This window comes from Streptomyces sp. NPDC018000 (assembly GCF_044328025.1).
Classification (GTDB): Bacteria; Actinomycetota; Actinomycetes; order Streptomycetales; family Streptomycetaceae; genus Streptomyces.
The window spans coordinates 100931-120685 of sequence record NZ_JBIRGM010000010.1; the positions used below are offsets into that span (position 1 = coordinate 100931).

20 protein-coding genes and 1 riboswitch are annotated in these 19755 nt (G+C 70.3%); of the genes, 8 read left to right on the plus strand and 12 right to left on the minus strand.

Annotated features, from left to right (window positions below; translation table 11 throughout):
* Window positions 1-88 precede the first annotated feature (88 nt).
* The gene (locus ACH4EW_RS21310; RefSeq protein WP_398259075.1) at window positions 89-184 is read right to left on the minus strand and encodes a trp operon leader peptide; all 96 of its coding nucleotides are present in this window, start codon (window positions 182-184) and stop codon (window positions 89-91) included.
* Window positions 185-234: 50 nt separating this feature from the next.
* Here ACH4EW_RS21310 and ACH4EW_RS21315 point away from each other — a divergent pair, with 50 nt between their 5' ends.
* Window positions 235-1590 carry a class II 3-deoxy-7-phosphoheptulonate synthase gene (locus tag ACH4EW_RS21315; protein WP_398259077.1) on the plus strand — a complete coding sequence of 452 codons (1356 nt, stop codon included), beginning with the start codon at window positions 235-237 and terminating at the stop codon, window positions 1588-1590.
* 169 nt (window positions 1591-1759) lie between these two features.
* Window positions 1760-2056 carry a bacterioferritin-associated ferredoxin gene (locus tag ACH4EW_RS21320; protein ID WP_398259079.1) on the plus strand — a complete coding sequence of 99 codons (297 nt, stop codon included), beginning with the start codon at window positions 1760-1762 and terminating at the stop codon, window positions 2054-2056.
* Between the two features lie 12 nt (window positions 2057-2068).
* Here the strand turns inward: ACH4EW_RS21320 and bfr are convergent, their stop codons facing one another.
* Window positions 2069-2548, minus strand: a complete 480-nt coding sequence (bfr, locus tag ACH4EW_RS21325) for a bacterioferritin (RefSeq protein WP_398259081.1) — start codon at window positions 2546-2548, stop codon at window positions 2069-2071.
* Window positions 2549-2702: 154 nt separating this feature from the next.
* On the opposite strand from bfr, the gene ACH4EW_RS21330 reads away from it, so the two are divergent.
* Window positions 2703-3335, plus strand: coding sequence for a sulfite oxidase-like oxidoreductase (locus ACH4EW_RS21330; RefSeq protein ID WP_398259083.1), 633 nt, complete (start codon window positions 2703-2705; stop codon window positions 3333-3335).
* A gap of 82 nt (window positions 3336-3417) precedes the next feature.
* Here ACH4EW_RS21330 and ACH4EW_RS21335 read toward each other — a convergent pair whose 3' ends face one another.
* The 5 genes from ACH4EW_RS21335 to thiO form a co-directional block, all read right to left on the minus strand.
* Window positions 3418-4275, minus strand: a complete 858-nt coding sequence (locus ACH4EW_RS21335; RefSeq protein WP_398259085.1) for a deoxyribonuclease IV — start codon at window positions 4273-4275, stop codon at window positions 3418-3420.
* Window positions 4276-4281: 6 nt separating this feature from the next.
* Window positions 4282-6195: a Stk1 family PASTA domain-containing Ser/Thr kinase gene (gene pknB, locus ACH4EW_RS21340; protein WP_398259087.1), complete on the minus strand. Its 1914-nt coding sequence runs from the start codon at window positions 6193-6195 to the stop codon at window positions 4282-4284.
* Window positions 6196-6316: 121 nt separating this feature from the next.
* A complete protein-coding gene (locus ACH4EW_RS21345) occupies window positions 6317-7111 on the minus strand; it encodes a thiazole synthase (RefSeq protein WP_398259089.1) in 795 nt (264 codons plus the stop codon).
* A gap of 2 nt (window positions 7112-7113) precedes the next feature.
* Window positions 7114-7332: a sulfur carrier protein ThiS gene (thiS, locus tag ACH4EW_RS21350; RefSeq protein WP_398259091.1), complete on the minus strand. Its 219-nt coding sequence runs from the start codon at window positions 7330-7332 to the stop codon at window positions 7114-7116.
* Window positions 7329-8519, minus strand: a complete 1191-nt coding sequence (thiO, locus tag ACH4EW_RS21355) for a glycine oxidase ThiO (RefSeq protein ID WP_398259093.1) — start codon at window positions 8517-8519, stop codon at window positions 7329-7331. Before thiO ends, thiS begins: the two co-directional genes overlap by 4 nt.
* Window positions 8517-8629: riboswitch (TPP riboswitch) on the minus strand. Its footprint overlaps the gene before it by 3 nt.
* Before the next feature lie 383 nt (window positions 8630-9012).
* Here thiO and ACH4EW_RS21360 point away from each other — a divergent pair.
* From ACH4EW_RS21360 to ACH4EW_RS21380, 5 genes are all read left to right on the plus strand, one after another.
* Window positions 9013-10266 (plus strand): NAD(P)/FAD-dependent oxidoreductase, encoded by a 1254-nt coding sequence (locus tag ACH4EW_RS21360; protein WP_398259095.1) that lies wholly within the window; start codon window positions 9013-9015, stop codon window positions 10264-10266.
* A gap of 70 nt (window positions 10267-10336) precedes the next feature.
* Window positions 10337-10702 carry an Rv2175c family DNA-binding protein gene (locus tag ACH4EW_RS21365; protein WP_398259097.1) on the plus strand — a complete coding sequence of 122 codons (366 nt, stop codon included), beginning with the start codon at window positions 10337-10339 and terminating at the stop codon, window positions 10700-10702.
* 102 nt (window positions 10703-10804) lie between these two features.
* Entirely contained in the window at window positions 10805-11458 is a 654-nt protein-coding gene (gene thiE, locus ACH4EW_RS21370) for a thiamine phosphate synthase (protein ID WP_398259099.1), read from the plus strand.
* Between the two features lie 99 nt (window positions 11459-11557).
* Window positions 11558-12475 (plus strand): methylenetetrahydrofolate reductase [NAD(P)H], encoded by a 918-nt coding sequence (metF, locus tag ACH4EW_RS21375; protein ID WP_398259101.1) that lies wholly within the window; start codon window positions 11558-11560, stop codon window positions 12473-12475.
* Between the two features lie 51 nt (window positions 12476-12526).
* Window positions 12527-13480, plus strand: a complete 954-nt coding sequence (locus ACH4EW_RS21380; protein ID WP_398259103.1) for a hypothetical protein — start codon at window positions 12527-12529, stop codon at window positions 13478-13480.
* A 103-nt stretch (window positions 13481-13583) separates the two neighbouring features.
* Here the strand turns inward: ACH4EW_RS21380 and ACH4EW_RS21385 are convergent, their stop codons facing one another.
* From ACH4EW_RS21385 to ACH4EW_RS21405, 5 genes are all read right to left on the minus strand, one after another.
* A complete protein-coding gene (locus tag ACH4EW_RS21385; RefSeq protein ID WP_398259105.1) occupies window positions 13584-15101 on the minus strand; it encodes a phytoene desaturase family protein in 1518 nt (505 codons plus the stop codon).
* 30 nt (window positions 15102-15131) lie between these two features.
* Complete coding sequence (locus ACH4EW_RS21390) at window positions 15132-15749, minus strand: DUF4126 domain-containing protein (RefSeq protein WP_398259107.1); 618 nt, start codon at window positions 15747-15749, stop codon at window positions 15132-15134.
* Between the two features lie 381 nt (window positions 15750-16130).
* Window positions 16131-16742, minus strand: coding sequence for a TetR/AcrR family transcriptional regulator (locus ACH4EW_RS21395; protein ID WP_398259109.1), 612 nt, complete (start codon window positions 16740-16742; stop codon window positions 16131-16133).
* 29 nt (window positions 16743-16771) lie between these two features.
* Complete coding sequence (locus ACH4EW_RS21400; RefSeq protein ID WP_398259111.1) at window positions 16772-18859, minus strand: YhgE/Pip family protein; 2088 nt, start codon at window positions 18857-18859, stop codon at window positions 16772-16774.
* The gene (locus ACH4EW_RS21405; RefSeq protein WP_398259113.1) at window positions 18831-19622 is read right to left on the minus strand and encodes an ATP-binding cassette domain-containing protein; all 792 of its coding nucleotides are present in this window, start codon (window positions 19620-19622) and stop codon (window positions 18831-18833) included. The genes ACH4EW_RS21400 and ACH4EW_RS21405 overlap by 29 nt, the downstream gene beginning before the upstream one ends.
* Window positions 19623-19755 lie beyond the last annotated feature (133 nt).

The window sequence follows — 19755 nt, forward strand, 5'->3', positions numbered from 1 at the left end:
GTGTTCCTTCCTGGATGGAGGAACGGCTCCCGGAACGCAGAGAAGGCCGCCCCTCGGGCGGCCTTCGCGTGGTCTGTCGCGCGATTGATCAGTGGGCCGCCGGATGAGCGGTCCACCACCAGTTCTGGTTCGTCTGCGCGAACATGCCGTGGATCCTAGCGCGGATCCGATGGGCCCGTCTCATCAGGCGAGCAAGTACCGATTTGAATTCGACAACCCCGTAGGCTTGCTCTTGTGATCGTGAATGCTGAATCCCGAAGTGTCGCCGACAAGGCGACCTGGCGAGACCTTCCCGCGGCGCAGCAGCCCGAGTACCCCGATGCCGAGGCTCTGCGCGATGTACTCGCGGACCTCGCGTCGTATCCGCCGCTCGTCTTCGCGGGCGAGTGCGACCAGCTGCGTGCCCGCATGGGAGCCGTCGCCAAGGGCGAGGCGTTCCTGCTGCAGGGCGGTGACTGCGCCGAGGCCTTCGACGCGGTGTCGGCCGAGCACATCCGGGCCAAGCTGAAGACGCTGCTCCAGATGAGCGCCGTCCTGACCTACGCGGCCTCCGTACCCGTCGTCAAGGTGGGCCGGATCGCCGGGCAGTACTCCAAGCCGCGCTCCAAGTCGACCGAGACCCGCGACGGCGTCACTCTGCCGACCTACCGCGGAGACTCCGTCAACGGCTTCGCCTTCACCGAGGAAGCCCGCGTCCCGGACCCGGACCGGCTGAAGCAGATGTACCACGCATCCGCTTCCACGCTGAACCTGGTCCGCGCGTTCACCACCGGCGGTTACGCCGACCTGCGCCAGGTGCACGCCTGGAACCAGGACTTCGTGAAGTCGTCGCCGTCCGGCCAGCGCTACGAGGCGCTCGCCCGCGAGATCGACAACGCGCTGAACTTCATGAAGGCGTGCGGCACGGACCCGGCCGAGTTCAAGGCGGTCGAGTTCTACGCCTCGCACGAGGGTCTGCTGCTGGACTACGAGTCGGCGCTGACCCGCACCGACTCGCGCACCGGCCAGCTGTACGACACCTCCGGCCACATGGTCTGGATCGGTGAGCGCACCCGCCAGATGGACGGTGCGCACATCGAGTTCGCCTCGAAGATCCGCAACCCCATCGGCGTCAAGCTCGGCCCGACGACCACCGTCGAAGAGGCGCTCGGCTACATCGACCGCCTCGACCCGGACCGCGAGCCCGGCCGGCTGACCTTCATCGTCCGCATGGGCGCCGACAAGGTCCGCGACAAGCTTCCCGACCTGGTCGAGAAGGTCACCGCCTCCGGCGCCACCGTGGCGTGGGTGACCGACCCGATGCACGGCAACACCTTCGAGGCGGCTTCCGGCCACAAGACCCGTCGCTTCGACGACGTCCTGGACGAGGTCAAGGGCTTCTTCGAGGTGCACAAGGGCCTCGGCACGCATCCGGGTGGCATCCACGTCGAGCTCACTGGTGACGATGTCACCGAGTGCGTCGGCGGCGGACACGAGATCTTCGTGGACGATCTGCACCAGCGCTACGAGACGGCCTGCGACCCGCGGCTCAACCGCAGCCAGTCCCTCGACCTGGCGTTCCTGGTCGCCGAGATGTACCGGGACCAGTAACGGTCACCGCAGGTGGCGCACGTGCGACTGTGGGGCACGGATCGATGTGATCCGTGCCCCACAGGGCGTTCGGAGGCTTTCAAGCACTTTGAGCGCCAGGTAAGGTTAGGTAAGCCTCACCGATCAACGGGGTGGCAGTAACGACCAATCCCGCCGGGAGGTGAACCGCATGTACGTCTGCTCGTGTTTCGGCATCACGGAGAAGCAGGTCAAGGAACATGCGGAAGCCGGGGCGTGCACGCCCCGGCAGATAGCCTCCGCCTGCAAGGCGGGCACGGACTGCGGCGGCTGCGTCCGCGCCATCCAGGCCGTGCTCGGCCGCGGTGCCTGTCCGCGCCGCGAGCTGCTCGACCGGAAGCGGGCGCCCGGCACTGCCGCGGACGCCGCCACGGACGCCGCCCCCGAGATCGATCCGGGTATCGCTGCCGGCGTCACCCCGGGCGTCCGTCTCTCCGAAGCGGCCTGACCCCGCCCGGGCTCAGCTGTCCGGCTGCTCGATCTGCTGGGCGATGTAGAGCGGCTCGCCGAGCTTCTCGACCAGTTCCAGCTGGGTGTCGAGGTAGTCGATGTGGTGCTCCTCGTCCTCCAGGATCGACTCAAAGATGTTTGCGGACGTGATGTCGCCCTTGTCGCGCATCAGCTCGATCCCGCGCTTGAGGCGGTCGATCGCCTCCACTTCGACCTGGCGGTCGGCCTGGAACATCTCAGTGACGGTCTGACCCACCCGCACGTGGAACAGGCGCTGGTAGTTGGGCAGTCCATCGAGGAAGAGAATGCGGTCCGTGAGGACCTCGGCGTGCTTCATCTCGTCGAACGACTCGGAGCGGGTGTACTTCGCGAGCTTCGTCCAGCCGAAGTTGTCCTGCATCTTTGCATGCAGGAAGTACTGATTGATGGCGGTCAACTCGGCGGTCAGCTGCTCGTTCAAGAACTCAAGGACCTCGGGGTCGCCCTGCATCGCACAGGCTCCTTCCAACCGGTGAACTGGGCAAGTTGGCCGCATCCTCGCACCGCGCCCGGTGATCGTCCAGTAAGTGCATGCTTAGTATGGGTTGCCCGAATTGCTCCTGCCTTGGTCGGGGCCATCCCTGCCTGTCTGTCACCATGGAGTCATGGGTCAGCCGGAAAGCCGGGAAAACAGCGCGTCGGAGCAGTCCGAGCTTCCGCCGGGACAGCGACTCCAGCGCGGTTGGCCGGTTACCCACTACGGGCCCGTGCCCAAGTTCAAGCCCGACCGCTGGGAGTTCCGGGTCTTCGGTGCCACGGCGGACGGCGAGAAGCACTGCTGGAACCATCAGGAGTTCTCGGTGCTGCCGTTCACCTCGATCGTTGCCGACCTGCACTGCGTCACCAAATTCAGCATGCTCGGGGCCGAGTGGGGCGGGGTGCTCGCCCGTACGGTCCTGGAGCTCGCGCCACCCGCGCCGAACGTCACCCATGTGATGGTCTGGGCCGAGTACGGATTCAGCTCGAATCTCCGGCTCTCCGACTTCGCCTCGGACCGAACACTTTTCGCCACCCACAAGGGCGGTGAGCTGCTCACTGCCGAGCACGGCTTCCCGCTCCGGCTCGTCGTGCCGCATCTCTATGCCTGGAAGGGGCCCAAGTGGGTCCGGGGCGTCGAGTACATGACGGCCGACCGCCGCGGCTTCTGGGAGGAGCGCGGCTATCACAACATCGGCGACCCGTGGCGCGAGCAGCGCTACTCCTACCAGGAAGAGCCGGGGGACGGCCCCGAGCTCTGACCCGACGGCTCCCGGAAAGCCCCTGACGATATAACCCCATGGGGTATTCCCCGATGGGGCAATCAGTGCGGGGCCGAGGTCCTCAGCCCCGGTCGCGCAGCCCCTTCAGCCGCGCCACATCCGCCGCATGACCTTCCTTGCCGCCCGGCGTCTCGATGATCAGCGGTACACCGGCGGTCGCCGGGTGAGCGAACAGCTCCCGGAACGGCTCCTCGCCGATATGTCCGGCGCCGATGTTCTCGTGCCGGTCCTTGTGGGCTCCCACCACGTCCTTGGAGTCATTGGCGTGGATCAGTTTCAGCCGCCCCTCGCCGACCGTGTCCACGAGCAGGTCCAGGGTCTGCCGCATGCCCGCCGGGCCCGTCAGATCGTGGCCCGCCGCGTAGATGTGGCAGGTGTCGAGGCAGATGCCGAGCTTGGGGTGGGCGTCGAGTGCGTCGAAGTACGGGCCGAAGTCCCAGGTCCGCGAGCAGAGCGAGAACCCTTGCCCGGCGGTCGACTCAAGCAGCAGATAGGGGTCGTCGTCGTGCGTCAGTTCGTCCAGGAGCGGACGCATGTGCGTGCGTACCTGTGCGAGGGCCTGCTCGCGCGGCCGGCCGCCGGTCGCCGATCCGGTGTGCACCACGACGCCCAGGGCGCCGATCTCACGGGCCCGGCGCAGTGAGTGCCGCAACGATTCCACGGACTTCTCGAGCGTGGCCCCGGTGTGCGAACCGAAGTTGATCAGATACGGGGCGTGCACGTACGCCGGTATGGAATCGGCGGCGCATTCGGCGCGGAACTGCTCGTCCTGGGCCGGGTTGCCGACCGGCGTCGCCCAGCCGCGCGGGTTGGCGACGAAGACCTGGACGGCCTCCGCCCCCATCGCGCGGGCATAGGAGAGGCCGGCCTTGGCGAGGCCGCCGGCCACGGGAACATGGCCGCCGACTGGGTTGCGCATGTGGATCTAGAGCCCCTTGGTCTTGATGGTGATGGTGCTGCCCTCAGGGGCCTGTTCGCCGCCGTCGACGGACTGGCTCACGATCGTGTCGCTGAAGGAGATGAACGGGCGGTCGACCTTGACCTCGAAGCCCGCGTCCTCCAGCTTGCTCCTGGCGTCGTCGACGTTCTTCCCTGTGACGTCCGGGACGTCGATCATCCGCGGCCCCTTGGAGACCGTGAGCGTGATGGTGTCGCCCTCGACGGCCTGGCTGCCCTCGGCCGGCGACTGATGGGCGACGTCGCCGGCGACCTCGGGGGAGTTGATCCGGTCGGGCAGCACCTCGGCCTTCAGCCCCTCCTCGTCCAGCGCGGCGGTGGCGTCCTCGACGGAAAGCCCGGTGACATCGGGGACATCGACCGGAGCGCCCTTGCTGACGACCAGGGCGACCGCGGAGTCGGAGTGGCGCTCGGCGCCCGCCCCGGGGTCCGTACGGATCACCTCGCCCCGTCCCGTCTCCTCGCTGAACTCCTTGGTGACCATGCCGGGGACCAGGCCGGCCTTCTTCAGCGCGCGCCTGGCGTCGGTGAGTGCGAGGCCCTGAACATCGGGCACCTTCACGATCTCCGGGCCGCGCGAGACGACCAGCGTCACCGCGCCGTTCCCCCGGATGCGGGCGCCGGACTCGGGGTCACTGCTGATGACCTCGCCGCGCTCGACGGTGTCGCTGTAGGCCCGCTTCACGCTCTCGACTTCCAGGCCGGCGTCCGAGAGCCGCTCCTGGGCGGTCTTCTCGGTCTGGCCGAGCACGGAGGGCACCCGGGTGAACTGCCCGGAGTTGATGTACCAGACGCCGGTGCCGATCCCCAGCGTCAGCAGCACGGCGACGACCACGGCGATGACGGAGCGCCGCGGACCGCGGAGCCAGTTGTGCGGCGCGGGCTGCGATGGCGTCGGCGGGGGCATTTCCAGCCGGCTGGTGCGATGGGCGACGCCCTGGTCGGCCGGGAGCAGCCGCGGGATCACGCTCGTACGGTCCTCGGCGGCGTCGTGCACCTCGGCGAGGGCCTGCGGCGGTACGGCGTCCAGCTGGGCGTCGGTGAGGCCGGAGCGGGCCTCGCGGGTCTCGGCGAGCAGCGCCACCGCGTCGAACGGGCGGACCTCGGGGTTGCGGGCGGTGGCGCTCGCCACCAGGTCGTCGAGCTCGACCGGGAGCCCCGGGACGGCCGCCGACGGGGCCGGGACGTCCTCGTTGAGGTGCTGGTAGATGACCTGGGCGGGGGTGTCGCCGACGTGCGGCTTGGATCCGGTCAGCATCTCGTACAGGACGACACCGCAGGCGTACACATCGGTGCGGGTGTCCGCCGTGCCGTGCTCGATCTGCTCGGGGGCGAGATACGAGACGGTGCCCAGGACGGACCCGGTGGTGTTGGTGACGGCGCCCACCGCCCGTACGAGGCCGAAGTCGGCGACCTTGACCCGGCCGTCGTCCCCTATCAGGACGTTCTCCGGCTTCATGTCGCGGTGCACGAAGCCCGCCCGGTGCGCGGCGCCGAGGGCGGCCAGGACCGGCTCCAGGATGTCCAGTGCGGCCCTCGGCTGCAGGGCGCCGCGTTCGCGCAGGATGTCGCGCAGGGTGCAGCCCGCGACGTACTCCATGGCGAGGTAGACGTACTGTCCCTGGGCGCCCTGGTCGAAGACCGCAACCACATTGGGGTGCGCAAGCCGGGCCACGGACTTGGCCTCGCGGATGAAGCGCTCGACGAACGAGGCGTCGGTGGCGAGCGCCGGGTGCATCACCTTGAGGGCGAGCACCCGGTCGAGCCGGGTGTCCACGGCCCGGTAGACCGTGGCCATGCCGCCCACGGCGATGCGGGCATCGACGCGGTAGCGGCCGTCGAGCAGCTGCCCGACGAGAGGGTCCTGGAGGGTCGTATCCACGCATGTGAGTCTACGAGCCGCCACGGACACGGCCCACGAGCCGGGGCAGACCCGGGGCCGTACCGCAGCCGAGCCTTGACAGGGACATGTGCGCCGCGGTGCTCCGGTGGGTCCCGGTGGGTCAGAACGCCGGGCGTTCCGGGTCCAGCACCGCGCGCCCCTCCACCGGCGACGAGGCCTCGGCGAAGTGGCGGCGCGGGATCCGGCCCGCGCGGTACGCCAGCCGCCCGCCCGCCACCGCATGCCGCATCGCCGCGGCCATCAGTTCGGGCTCCTGGGCCCTGGTCACCGCGGACGCCAGCATCACCGCCGCGCACCCCAGTTCCATCGCCAGTGCCGCGTCCGAGGCCGTCCCGGCGCCCGCGTCGAGAATCACCGGCACCCGGGCCTGCTCGACGATCAGCTGGAAGTTGTGCGGATTGCGGATGCCGAGGCCGGAGCCGATGGGGGAGCCGAGAGGCATGACCGCCGCGCACCCCACGTCCTGGAGCCTGCGGGCCAGCACCGGGTCGTCATTGGTGTACGGCAGCACGGTGAAGCCGTCGTCCACCAGCGTCTCCGCGGCGTCCAGCAGTTCGATCGGGTCGGGCAGCAGGGTGCGCTCGTCGGCCACCACCTCCAGCTTGACCCAGTCGGTGCCGAGCGCCTCGCGGGCCAGCCGGGCGGTCAGTACGGCCTCGCCCGCGGTGAAGCAGCCCGCCGTGTTCGGCAGGACACGGATGGAGAGCCGCTGGAGCACGGAGAGCACCGAGCCCTGCACGGTCGGATCGAGGCGGCGCATCGCGACGGTGGTCAGTTCGGTGCCGGAGGCGGTCAGGGAGCGTTCCAGCACGTCGAGGCTGGGTGCCCCGCCTGTTCCCATGATCAGCCGGGAGCCGAAGGTGGCGTCGCCGAGGGTGAAGAGGTCGTCGGACACGGTCAGCCTCCCTGGACGGCGGTCAGGACCTCGACGCGGTCACCGTCACTGAGTGCGGCGGCGGGCCACTGGCCGCGCGGGACGACGCTCTCGTTGACGGCGGCCGCGACGCCGGAGCGTGCGGCGGTCAGGGTGGCGACAAGGGTGTCCAGGGTGGTGCCCGCGGCGAGGAGACGGACCTCGCCGTTCACGGACACGCAGAGCGGTGCGGGCTCGGTCATGCGGGCTGCTCCTGACGTACGGAGGCGGCGGACGAGAAACGGTGTGGGGTGAAGGGGCGGGCCATCTCGGGCAGCTCGCCGCCGGCCAGGAGCTCTGCCATGACGTCACCGGTGACGGGGGTGAGCAGAACCCCGTTGCGGTGGTGGCCAGTGGCGAGGTGGAGGCCGGGCAGGGCGGTGGGGCCGAGCAGCGGGGCGTTGTCGGGGGAGGCGGGGCGCAGGCCGGCCCGGGTCTCGGTGAGCGGCAGTTCGGTGATGCCGGGCACCAGTTCGTGGGCGTCCCGCAGCAGCTCGTAGACGCCGCCCGCGGTGACGGTGATGTCCCAGCCCATCTCCTCGGTGGTGGCGCCGACGACCAGTTCGCCGTTCTCGCGCGGTACGAGATAGACCTGGCTTCCCCGGACGACGGCCCGGACCGTCCGGGTGAGGAACGGCGAGGTCCGTCTCCTCGCCGCGGGCACGGTCAGCCGGAGCACCTGTCCCTTCACCGGCCGGACCGGCGGCACGACCTCGTCCGGCAGCCCCGGGAGCCGGCCGCTGAGGCTGCCCGCGGCGAGCACGACCTGGTCGGCGGCGAGCTCCGTACTCCCGGCGAGCACGGCTCCGGCGGCCCGGTCGCGTATCACCGTCAGGCGCTCCACCCAGTCTCGGTGGAAGGCCACCCCGGCCCGCTCGCAGGCAGTCAGCAGTGCGGCGGCCAGCCGGCGGGGATCGATCTGGTGGTCGCCGTCGACCCGCAGACCGCCGCGGACGCCCGGCGTGAGCATCGGCTCCAGGCGGCGGCATTCGCGGCCGGTGAGCCACTGCGACTCCAGGCCCGAACGCTGCTGCAGGGCGTGCAGTTCCCGCAGATGGGCACGGTCGTCGGAGTCCAGCGCGACAGCCAGGGTGCCGCAGGCGCGGAAGCCGGTCTCCTGTCCGCTCGCCGCCTCCAGCTCGGCCACGAAGGCCGGATAGCGCGCGGCCGAGGCGACATTGAGCCCCAGCAGCAGCTGTTCGCCGTAGTGGAGTTCGGTGACGGCGGCCAGCATGCCGGCTGCCACTCGGGCGGCCCCGCCGCCCGGTTCGGGATCGACGACCGCGGTGCGCAGTCCGCGTTGCGCGGCCCGCCAGGCGGTCACCAGACCGATGATCCCGCCCCCGATGACAAGGACGTCGGATCCGTTTCCGTCCCGAGAAGAACGCATGGGCGTCCAGCCCCTCCCTTCGCCGGCATGACCCGGATCAGGTTCGTACGGTCGGAGGCCGCCCAGCCTCCCTCTCAGCCCGGTGCGTCCGGGCTCCCGCGAGTGTTTTACGTCGGCCACCCTAACGACCTCGCCCACGATTGTCAGAGGCGTCGCGGTGTCCGGGACCTCCGCCTCCGGCGTTGTCGTCAGTCTTCCCCAAGGTCTCGGCTTCGCTCGACCTGGGGGAGACCCCATCCGCTCCTTCCCCAAGCTCTCAGCTGCGTTCGAGCAGGGGAGACCCCATCCGACTCCCTCCTCCGCCTTGGATTCGAAGGCCCCAGACGCCGCTCCTTCTCCCACTGCCAATCGTGGGCGAGGTCGTAAATCCCCTCCTCCGACCCGGAAAGGGAGCAGCCCCGTGGCCCGTTCGCTCGGCGGACTCGTTCTCTCGCCGGTCGCCGACCAGGACTCCCCCTTTCCTGACGGTCCGTCAGATGCTTAAGGTGTACGGGTGAGCGAGCAGCAGCAGTCAGAGCAGCCGGACCGGCGGGCAGGGCGCCGTGTCGTCATCGTCGGCGCGGGCATGGCCGGCGTGCAGACGGCCGTGGCCCTGCGGGAACAGGGCTTCGCCGGCCCCGTAGTCCTGATCGGCGCCGAACCGCACCAGCCCTACGACCGGCCCCCGCTGTCCAAGGCGGTCCTGCTCGGCAAGGCCGAGGACTCCGCCTTCGACGTCGACTTCGAGGCGCTGGACATCGATCTGCAACTGGGCCGCGAGGTCACCGGTGTGCGGCCGGACGCGCATGAGCTGGACACCCCGTCAGGACCCGTTCCCTACGACGTCCTGGTGATCGCGACCGGCGCCGAACCTGTCGTCCTGCCCGGCGCCGAGGGCGTTCCCGGGGTCCATCTGCTGCGCACCCTCGACGACGCGGCACGGCTGCGGCCCGTCCTTGACGGGCAGCACGGCGTCGTGGTCGTCGGTGCGGGCTGGATCGGTGCCGAATTCGCCACCGCGGCCCGCGCCGCGGGCTGCGAGGTCACCGTCGTCGAGGCCGCCGACCGGCCCCTCGCGGGCGTGCTGCCCGCCGAGGTCGCCGCCCCGATGACCGCCTGGTACGCCGAGAGCGGCGCCGAACTCCTCACCGGAGCCAGGGTCGCCCGCATCGAACCCGGCCGGGTGATCCTCGCCGACGGCCGCACGATCCCGGCCGGAGCGGTCGTCGTCGGAATCGGCGCACGGCCCGCCACCGGCTGGCTGGCCGGCTCCGGCATCGCGCTCGGCGCCGACGGATCGGTGACCGCCGACGGGGCGCTGCGTAGCTCGCTGCCCGATGTGTACGCGGTCGGTGACTGCGCCTCGTTCCCCTCCGCCCGGTACGGAGAGCGCCTTCTCATCCACCACTGGGACAACGCTCTCCAGGGCCCGCGGACCGCCGCTGCCAACATCATCGGGGCGGGGGCCGAGGACGGTCCGGCGCCGCAGACGTACGACCCCGTACCGTACTTCTGGTCCGAGCAGTTCGACCGGTTCGTGCAGTACGCGGGCCATCACGGGGGCGGCGACACCCTGTTGTGGCGCGGCGATCCGGCCGGTCCCTCCTGGTCGGTGTGCTGGCTGCGGGACGGCGTCCTGGTCGCGGTCCTCGCCGTCGGCCGGCCACGCGATCTGGCGCAGGGGCGCAAGCTCATCGAGGCGGGGGCGCGGCTCGATCCGGCACGGGCCGCCGACCCCTCCGTACCGCTGAAGTCGGCAACCCTCTGACGGCGTATCCCGACCCCCGTACGGTCGGCCCGGCTACCGACTGTCGGTCCGGGATGGCACGCTTGTCCCTGTGACCGAGATTGACGCAAAGATCGATGCTCTCGTCCCCGACTGGCTCCACCTTCCCGACATCGCAGAGATGCTCGGTGTCGAGGTGACCCGCGTGCGGCAGCTGGTCAAGGAGGGCCAGCTCATCGCCGTACGACGTGGTGAGAACCGGGCGCTCCAGGTGCCCGGCGCCTTCATCGACGGCACCAAGGTGGTCAAGGGCCTCTCCGGAACCCTGACGCTCCTGAGGGACGACGGCTTCACAGACGAAGAGATGCTGGAATGGCTCTTCACCCCCGACCCGACCCTGCCGGGCACCCCTGCCCAGGCGCTGAGCGAGAATCGCGGCACGGAGGTGAAGCGCCGCGCCCAGGCGCTCGCCGTCTGACCGCAGGCCGCATGTGAGGGGCGGGCCGCGCAGCAGTGCGCTGCCCGCACCCCGCGCCGTGCCGACGACCGCTCCGCGACGCTCTCCAGGGGGAACCGCACCATGTCCACGCCTCGCGCGCTGCTGTCCGATGCCCGGCTCTATCTGTGCACGGACGCCCGCAGGCGCCAAGGCGACCTCTCCGCGTTCCTCGACGCCGTTCTCTCCAGCGGGGTGGACATCGTCCAGCTGCGCGACAAGGGCATGGAAGCGGCCGAGGAACTCGAACACCTGGCGGTCTTCGCCGAAGCGTGCAGGCGCCACGGCAAGCTCCTCGCGGTGAACGACCGGGCCGATGTCGCCCACGCCATCGGCTCCGATGTGCTGCACCTCGGTCAGGGCGACCTGCCGGTTGCCGCCGCCCGAGCCATCATCGGCGAGGGCGTGGTGATCGGCCGCTCCACCCACGCCGAGTCCGAGGTCGACGCGGCCGTCGCCGAGCCCGGGGTGGACTACTTCTGCACCGGCCCCTGCTGGCCCACCCCGACCAAGCCGGGCCGGTACGCCCCGGGCCTGGACCTCGTGCGGTACGCAGCCTCGCTCGACCAGCGGCGCCCGTGGTTCGCCATCGGCGGGATCGACACGGGCAACCTCGACGAGGTGCTGGACGCCGGAGCGCGCCGGGTGGTCGTCGTACGGGCGATCACCGAGGCCGCCGACCCGGCCGCCGCCACTGCCGAGCTGGCCAAGAGAATCCGGGCGCGCGCCGGAGCGTGATCCGGCCAGATGTCCGAAGGGTGGACGAACAGTCGGTCAATTCAGACAAATAGTGCTGGTCCGGCCCTGTGCTCGTCGCGCTCTGGTTAACCTGCCAATATGGCCCTTGGCACACCTTCTATCAGGACAGATCGCGCGCCCACGGTGCGTGAGCTCCTTGCGACCGGCAAGACTTCGTATTCGTTCGAGTTCTGGGCGCCCAAGACCGAGAAGGGCGAGCGGAATCTCTGGAATGCGCTGCGCCGCGTCGAGGCGGTGGGGCCGAGCTTCGTCTCCGTGACCTACGGGGCCGGTGGCTCCACCCGTGCCGGGACGGTCAAGGCCACCCAGCAGATCGCCGCCGATTCCACCCTCACCCCGGTCGCCCACCTGACGGCGGTCAACCACTCCGTCGCCGAGCTGCGCAACATGATCGGGCAGTACGCCGACGCCGGGATTCGGAACATCCTCGCCGTGCGCGGAGACCCGCCCGGCGACCCGATGGGCGAGTGGGTCAAGCACCCGCAGGGCGTGCGGTACGCGGCCGATCTCGTCCGGCTCATCAAGGAATCCGGCGATTTCTGTGTCGGCGTTGCGGCATTTCCCGAGATGCACCCGCGTTCGACCGACTGGGACACCGACATCCGGCATTTCGTGGACAAGTGCCGCGCCGGTGCCGACTATGCGATCACCCAGATGTTCTTCAATCCGGAGGACTATTTGCGGATGCGTGACCGCGTGGTCGCTGCGGGTTGCGAAACGCCGATCATCCCCGAGGTCATGCCGCTGACCAGCGTCAAGCAACTGGACCGATTTGCGCAGCTCAGCAACGCGTCCTTCCCTTCCGCGCTGAAAGAACACATCCTCGCCGCCAAGGACGATCCCGCCGCTGTACGCTCCATTGGTATCGACTTCGCAACGGAGTTCTGCGCGAGGCTGCGATCCGAGGGTGTGCCCGGACTGCACTTCATCACGCTCAACAACTCGACCGCGACGCTTGAAATCTACGAGAATCTCGGACTGCACAAGCAGTCGTGACCGGCCGTACCCGCCACGACCCCGGGGCGGTGGCCGTAGGAGGGGGCGGGCATGGGCTGGACAGTCCTCTACATCGCGTTCGGAATTGTCGCGCTGTGGCTGCTCGGCGAGGTGCTCCTGCAGTACAAGGCGCGCCTTCGCTGGCGTCTGCTCGCCTTCGCAGGCTTCGGCTGTGTGGTGGTCGGCGTACTGATGCCGTCCGTGTTCGTCATCGCCGTCGGCGCGATCGCGTTCGCGACCGGTCAGACGTACGTCACGCTGTCCTTCCGGCGCGGCTTCTCCACCGGTTGGGCGATAGGGGGCAGCCCCGGCGAGAGCCGTCGCCGCCGGGGCCGGAGCGACCGGGGCAGCCGCGAGCCCACGCTGGAGGTGTCGGACCTGGAGGTGCGGTACGACGAGCAGGCGGACGCCGCAGCACCTGCTGCTGCGGTCTACGAACCGGAGCCGCTGCCGGACGACACCGGGCAGTACGGCGTCTACAGCGATCACCAGCGGTCGCAGCAGGGACAGAGCCAGGGCCGGCAGCCCGAGCAGCAGCCGCAGTACGCCGCGTACGACCCCCACGCCGACCACTCCGCGTACGCGACGACGCCCGGACAGGACCCCTACGCGGGCCAGGACCCTTTCGGCGGTCAGGGCGCCTTCACCGGGCAGGACTCCTTCGCCGGGCAGGACTCCTTCGCGGGGCAGTACGACTACGGCGCCGACCGGCAGCAGTACGCCGCGTACTCCGACCCGTACATCGGGACCGGGACCACCGGCGGCTCCACGCAGTATGCCGCGTACGACAGCTACGGCAACGGCTACGACAACCCCGGCGACCGGCAGCAGCACACCGCCGACCCGTACGCCCAGCAGTACGCCCCCGAGACCCCTCCCGGCGGTGTCTGGGTGCCGCAGCAGCGTGAGGGCGAGCAGTACCCCACACCTCCGGAGCGGCCCGCCCCGTACCCGAACGGCTACGCCAACGGCAACGGCTACGACGAGCAGGAGTACCGCTACTGACGACGGTCCGGCAGGGGCGGCGGGCGGCGGGGGATACCCGGGGCAGGGCGTCGACCGGACCTGCCCCGCACGCCGGTGGCGCCGTCGGCCGCCCGCTTCTCCCTCATTGGGAGCCCCGGAAACCGTCCCCCTCCACGATCAGCCCGGCGACCAGTGCCCCCGACATCCCCGCGTGGGCGAGCCCGCCGCCGGGATGCGACCAGCCGCCCGCGGCGTAGAGCCCCGGCACCCGGGTGCGATTGCCCGGATGCAGGTACGCGCCCTCCGCCCCGGCCAGCGCGGGTGCGGGTACCGAGCCGCCCTCGGCGCCGGTGTCGGCCGCCGTCTCGGCCGGGGTCCGCACCTCGGCGTGGAGCAGCCGCTCCCGTATGCCGGGCACGGCCGCACCGGCCGCATCGATCAGCGCGTCGGCACACCGCTCGCGCAGCGCCGTGTCCATCCAGTCCACCGCCCCGTGCGGGGCGACCGTTGCCATCAGCGTCACTGCCTCGTGTGCGTCGTCGGGGCGGGTCGACGGGTCGTCCGGGCGCAGCACCGTCACCGTGGGACGATCGGCGAGCCTTCCGCCGAACACCGCCTCGCGCTCCGCGCCGCCGTCCGCCGGGTGCACCAGGGTCCGGTGCACGGCATCGGCGGGCCGGGCGCCGCGCAGCGACAGCAGGACCAGGAATCGGCCCGGCACCACCCCTTGCCCCTGCCGAGGCTGCACCGCGACATCGCCGTCCCGCCGGATCTCCTGACCGGGCACCAGGCCCTGATGCGGACGGGCCCCCAGCACCACATGGTCGGCCTCGGCAACCGTCCCGTCCAGGAGTTCGACGCCCGCCGCCCGGCTGTCCTTCTCGACGACCCGGGCCACCTCGCCGCCGAAGACGAACTCCACCTTCCGGGCCAGGCACCGCTCGTACACCGCCTGCGCCAGGGCCCGGATCCCGCCGGAGACGTACCAGCTGCCGAAGGTCTCCTCCATGTACGGCAGCAGGGCGGCCGCCGCCGGGGCGCGCAGCGGGTCGAGCCCGTACGACAGGGCGTACCCGTCGAGCAGGGCGGCCAGCCGGGGGTCCGGGAGCTCCCACGCTCCGACCTCCGTCAGCGTGCCCGCCTGACGGGCCGGGCGCAGCAGCCGGCGCTGCCGGAGTGCCGGATACGGATCACGGCCGAGCACCTGCCAGTCGGAGCGCAACGGCTCCTCCAGCAGCGGACGCCGGGACCGGTCCCAGGCATCGCGCGCCCGGTCGAGGAACTCGCCCCAGGCCGCGCCCGCGCCGCGCCCGAGCGCGGTGTCCAAGGCGGCGACCACCCCGGCCCGTGAGGCATTCGGCAGCGAGACCGCCGTACCGTCCGCGAAGATGTGGCGGCTCGCCGGATCGACCTGGGTCATGGTGACGCACCGCTCCAGCGGCTCCTTGCCCGTCTTCACGAACAAGTCGCGGTAGACCGCGGGCAGATGCAGCAGCGTGGGGCCCGTGTCGAAGGCGAAACCCTCATGGGTATGCCGGCCGACCGAGCCGCCGAAGGTCTCCGACCGCTCGTACACCGTCACCCGGTGGCCTGCCACGGCGAGCCGGGCGGCCGCCGCCATCGCGCCCATCCCGGCGCCGATCACCGCAATTCGTGCCATGTCAGTGACCTTAACGGCCGCCTGTGACACTCAGTCCAGTGGCCAGTGCGAACCGGCTCCGGCCAGGTGTTTCTCCTCGCGGCGCCGGGCCCTGCGGCGCAGGAACCGCCGGATTCGTGAGGCCAGGAACATCAGTATCACCATGCCGAGCAGCAGCAATGCCGCGGCGATGCTCGCGGCCGCCAGCGGATGGAACATCGCGAACGTGACGATTCCCGCGACGCCCAGGTCCTCGGCCGTGCTGACCGCGATATTGGTGAACGGCTCGGGGGAGGTGTTGACCGCCATTCTCGTGCCGGCTTTCACCAGATGGCTCATCAGCGCGGTGGAACCGCCGACGGCCCCGGCCGCGAGCTCCGGCAGCGAACCGCTCTCGCCGGCCAGCAGCGCCGCCACGACGGCACCGGCGACCGGCCTGATGACGGTGTGCACCGAGTCCCAGACCGAGTCCACGTACGGGATCTTGTCCGCCGCCACCTCGCACAGGAAGAGCACACCGGCGACGACGAGGACATCGGTGCGCTGCAACGCTGCGGGCACCTCGTCGGTGATCCCGGTCGCGCCGAAGACACCGAGCAGCAGGACCACCGCATAGGCGTTGACCCCGCTCGCCCAGCCGCTTGTGAACACCAGAGGGAGTACGGACACGGACGCGATCGTAACCAGACGGCGATCGGCCCGGAGTGGGGTTCGGTGCGCAGCCCTGAGTATCCGTACCTAGGCAACGAGATGAGTAGGTGCGCGGATGGGCTCCCACCAGCGCGGACGGGAGAGTGGAGCCCACGGAAAGGGGCGCGGCACCGGCACCGCCGACACGGGGCGGCGGAACGGGCGCGGCACCCCTTCCGGAACGGGGAAGCACGACGGAGAGCCCGAGGACCACGGGGGAAACGGGGGTCACGGGGGAAGGTTCTCCGGCTGCACAGCAGACGCCGGTCCGGCGCAGGCTCGGGGGGATCGAGCCTCGCCGGACCGGCGTCTTTGTGCGTCTGTGCGCGCGGGCCGCTTCGGTCCGCCCGGCCGCGGGTGTCAGCGTCCGCTGACCCGCCCGTGCAGTAGCAGCGACAGCGCCGAGTGCACATCGTCGATCGACCGCTCCGGCTGGAACGCCTGCCAGTCCAGGGCCGCCACCAGCACCATGCCGACCAGGGCGGCGGCCGTCAGCGGGATGTCGATCTCCTCACTGAGCTCACCGCTCTTCACGCCCTCGCGCAGCACATCCTCGACCACGGCGACAGCCTTCTGACGCACCACCAGGAGGGTTGCCTGCCAGGCCCGGTTGGTGCGCCACAGCTCGGCGACATACAGCTGGGTGAAGGCCGGATAGCGGTCGATGAAGGCCAGACCGGCCCTGATCATCGCGTCCAGGGCCTCGACCCGGGTGCCGCCGCGCCCCGCGGTCTCCTCTGCCGCCGAGCGCAGCGATGCCGTGAGCAGGCCGACGCCGTGGCACAGCAACTCCTCGAAGAGCTCGGTCTTGCTCTTGAAGTTGTAGTAGACCGTGCCTTTGGCGACCCCGGCGCGCTCGGCGATCTCGTCCACCGTGGTCGCAGAGAAGCCCTTCTCGGCGATGAGAGTCACGGCCGCCTCGTAGAGCTTCTGCCGGGTGGCCTGGCGGCGCGTGGTGCTACTGCTTTCCATGCCCCTGATTCTCACAGGTCCGGGCGCGCTCACAGGCTCAGTTCCGGGTGAAGCCGGTCCAGGGTCCACACCTGCTTGCGGCGGGCGGAGACCGCGGTCAGTGCGAGCGCCGCCACGGTGAAGGCCAGCAGCACCGCGCAGCCTTGCCAGACGGGTCCGAGCCCGCCACCCGTGATCAGCCGACGCAGCCCCTCAACGACGTAACTCATCGGCAGGTAGGGGTGGATCGCGTTGAAGAATCCGGGGCTGGTCTCGACGGGATACGTACCCCCGGCCGAGGTCAGCTGGAGCATCAGCACCGCCAGCACGAGAATCCGTCCCGCAGCCCCGAACCGGGCGTTGAGCCACTGGATGATCGCTGCGAAGCAGCAAGTCGCCAGCGCCAGGAAGCCGATCGTTCCGGCGGCATGGGCCATCTGCAGACCGAGCCCCCAGTGCAGTACGGACATCAGGGCGGCCACCTGCACCAGGCCGATCGCGGCCACCGGCAGCCAGCCCGCGAAGGCGATCCGCCAGGCGGAGGCCCCGGCAGCGAGTGCGCGCCGGTTGAGCGGCTGGATCAGCATGTACGCCACCATCGCGCCGACCCAGAGGGAGAGCGGGATGAAGTAAGGGGCGAAGCCGGTGCCGTAGTTGGCGGCCTCATGCAGCGACTTGGAGGCCAGCTGCACCGGGTCGGCCATGACTTCCGTACGCGCGTCGCGGTCCTTCTTGTCGTAGTCGGGGATCTCGCCGGCGCCCTCGTTGAGTCCCTGGGCGAGGGCGGCCGAACCGTCGCTGAGCCGGATCAGCGCGCCGTCCAGATCGGTCGCGCCCTTCTTGAGATCGCTCACACCGGTGTCCAGGTCGGTGGAGCCGGACTTGGCCGCGGCCAGGCCGGTGTGCAGATCGTCCGCTCCCTTGGCGACCGCCTGGGCGCCGGTGTTGAGCGAGTTGACCTTCTTCACCGCGGACTTCAGGTCCTCGTCCAGGTGCGGCGCGCTCTCGGCCAGGTCATTGGCCTGCTGCTGCAGCGTGGTCAACTGGGCGCTCAGCTTCTTCAGATCGCCGTTCTGGTTCGTGACCAGCGCATTCACATCGTCTGCGACCTTTGCGACATCGGCTGCCGCGGCCTTCGCGTGCTCCAGCGGCGGGCAGACGGTGGGGTCGGCGGGCGGCTGCTCAGTGCATTGGGTGCGGTAGACCTCGGCCAGGTCGTCGGAGGCCGTGTGGGCGGCGGTGGCCGCGGTGGGCGCCGACTTCACCAGCAGGTCGAGGTTGTCCCGTATGGTCTGCGTGGAATCGGCGACCAGCCGGGCGGTGTCGCCGATCGACTTGCCGTTGTCCTTCAAGAACGGGCGGACGTCGGCCGCCACCCCGCTGACCTTGTCAGCGAGCTGCTGGGTGCCGTCGGCGACCTGCCGGGAGCCGGTTTCGAGGTCGCTCGCGCCCTCGTTCAGCTTGGTGATTCCACTGGCCAGACTGCTGCTGCCGGCCTGGGCATCCTTCAGCCCGTCCGCCAGATCCTGCGATCCCTTCTCCGCCGCGCCGATGCCGCCCTTGATGTCGTCGGCACCCTTGGCAGCCTCCGCCGTCGCGTCATGGATGTCGGAGAAGCCGATGAAGATCTGGTCGAGGTAGCTGCGCGAGGTGCTGGTCGACGCGGCGGTGCGCACCTCGGAGAACACCGTCCGGGAGATCTGCCCGACGATGTAGTTGTTGGCGTCGTTGGTCTGCACCTGGAGCGCGCCGGTTTCGGGGGAGTCACCCGAACTGGACGCGATCTGCTTGCTGAAGTCCGACGGCATGGTGAGCGAGAGGTAGTACGTACCGTCCTCGACGCCCTTGAGCGCCTCGGCGGAACTCACCTCGTGCCACTCGAAGGTCTTGGAGTCCAGGAGCTCGCTGGTGATCTCGTCGCCGACCGCGATGTGTTTCCCGGCGGCGGTGGCGCCCTTGTCGTCGTTGACCAGCGCGACCGGGATCTTGTCGAGGCGGCTGTACGGGTCCCAGAAGGAGCACAGGTACAGGGCACCGTAGAGCAGCGGCAGCAGCAGGAGCGCGATGAGTGCGGCGGTCGGCAGCTTTCCCCTGCCGAAACGCTTCAGCTCAAGCGCGGCCAGTCTTGGCGAACGCATCGGCCGGTCCCTCCTCGGTCGTGGTGGTTTCCTCGGCTGCGGTGTCCTGAGCGTCCGTAGGTGCGGCCGTGGTGCCAGTACGTACGGTGATGGCGCCCTCGGGCGCCTGGCTGCATACGGCGAGCACGGTCGTCCCGCTGTCGGCGATCGACCGCAGCAGCTCCCAGGCCTGGGCCCGTTCGGAGTCGGAGAGTTTGAGATCGGTGTCGTCCACCGCGAGCAGCCGGGGACGGCCGATCAGCGCGAGGGCGATGGACAGCCGCAGCGCCTCCAGCCGTTCCAGATCCCGTACGGAGGTCCGCTCGGCCTTGGGCAGGGCGGCGGGGTCGAGCCCGGCGGTGTCCAGCGCCGCGTCGATGCGTCCCCGCGCGGCCGCGCTGCGCTCGCGCCGCGGACGCAGCAGAGCGCGCAGCGAGCCGTCGAAGCGGCGCTGCAGCAGAGCCCGCTCGCGCAGGTGCTCGGTGACGGTGAAGGCCTGGTCGAGCTCGCTGACCCCGGGCACCGGGCCCAGCGCACTGATGCGGCGTACGGCGGCCATCTTGCGGGGCAGGCGCAGTCCGCCGATCTCCGCCTGGCCCTCGGAGGGGCGCATCCGGCCGGTGAGGGCGAGCAGCAGGCAGGTGCGGCCGGAGCCGGACGGGCCCTCGATCGCCACGAGTGAGCCGGGGTTGGCGTTGATGCCTACGCCGCGGAAGGCCCAGCCGCGTGGCCCCTTGAGCCCGAAATCCTCGGCGGTGACAGCTGCCCCGTGCGGGCTGTCCACAGACACTCCTCGTTTTTGAACTGACTGGTCAGTCCAGAAAAATAGCCCGAACTCGCGCTCGAAGCAAAAGGGCAGGTCAGGGGATAGGTGGGCCTGATTGTCAGTGGTGCCCCTCACGATGGATACACACGGC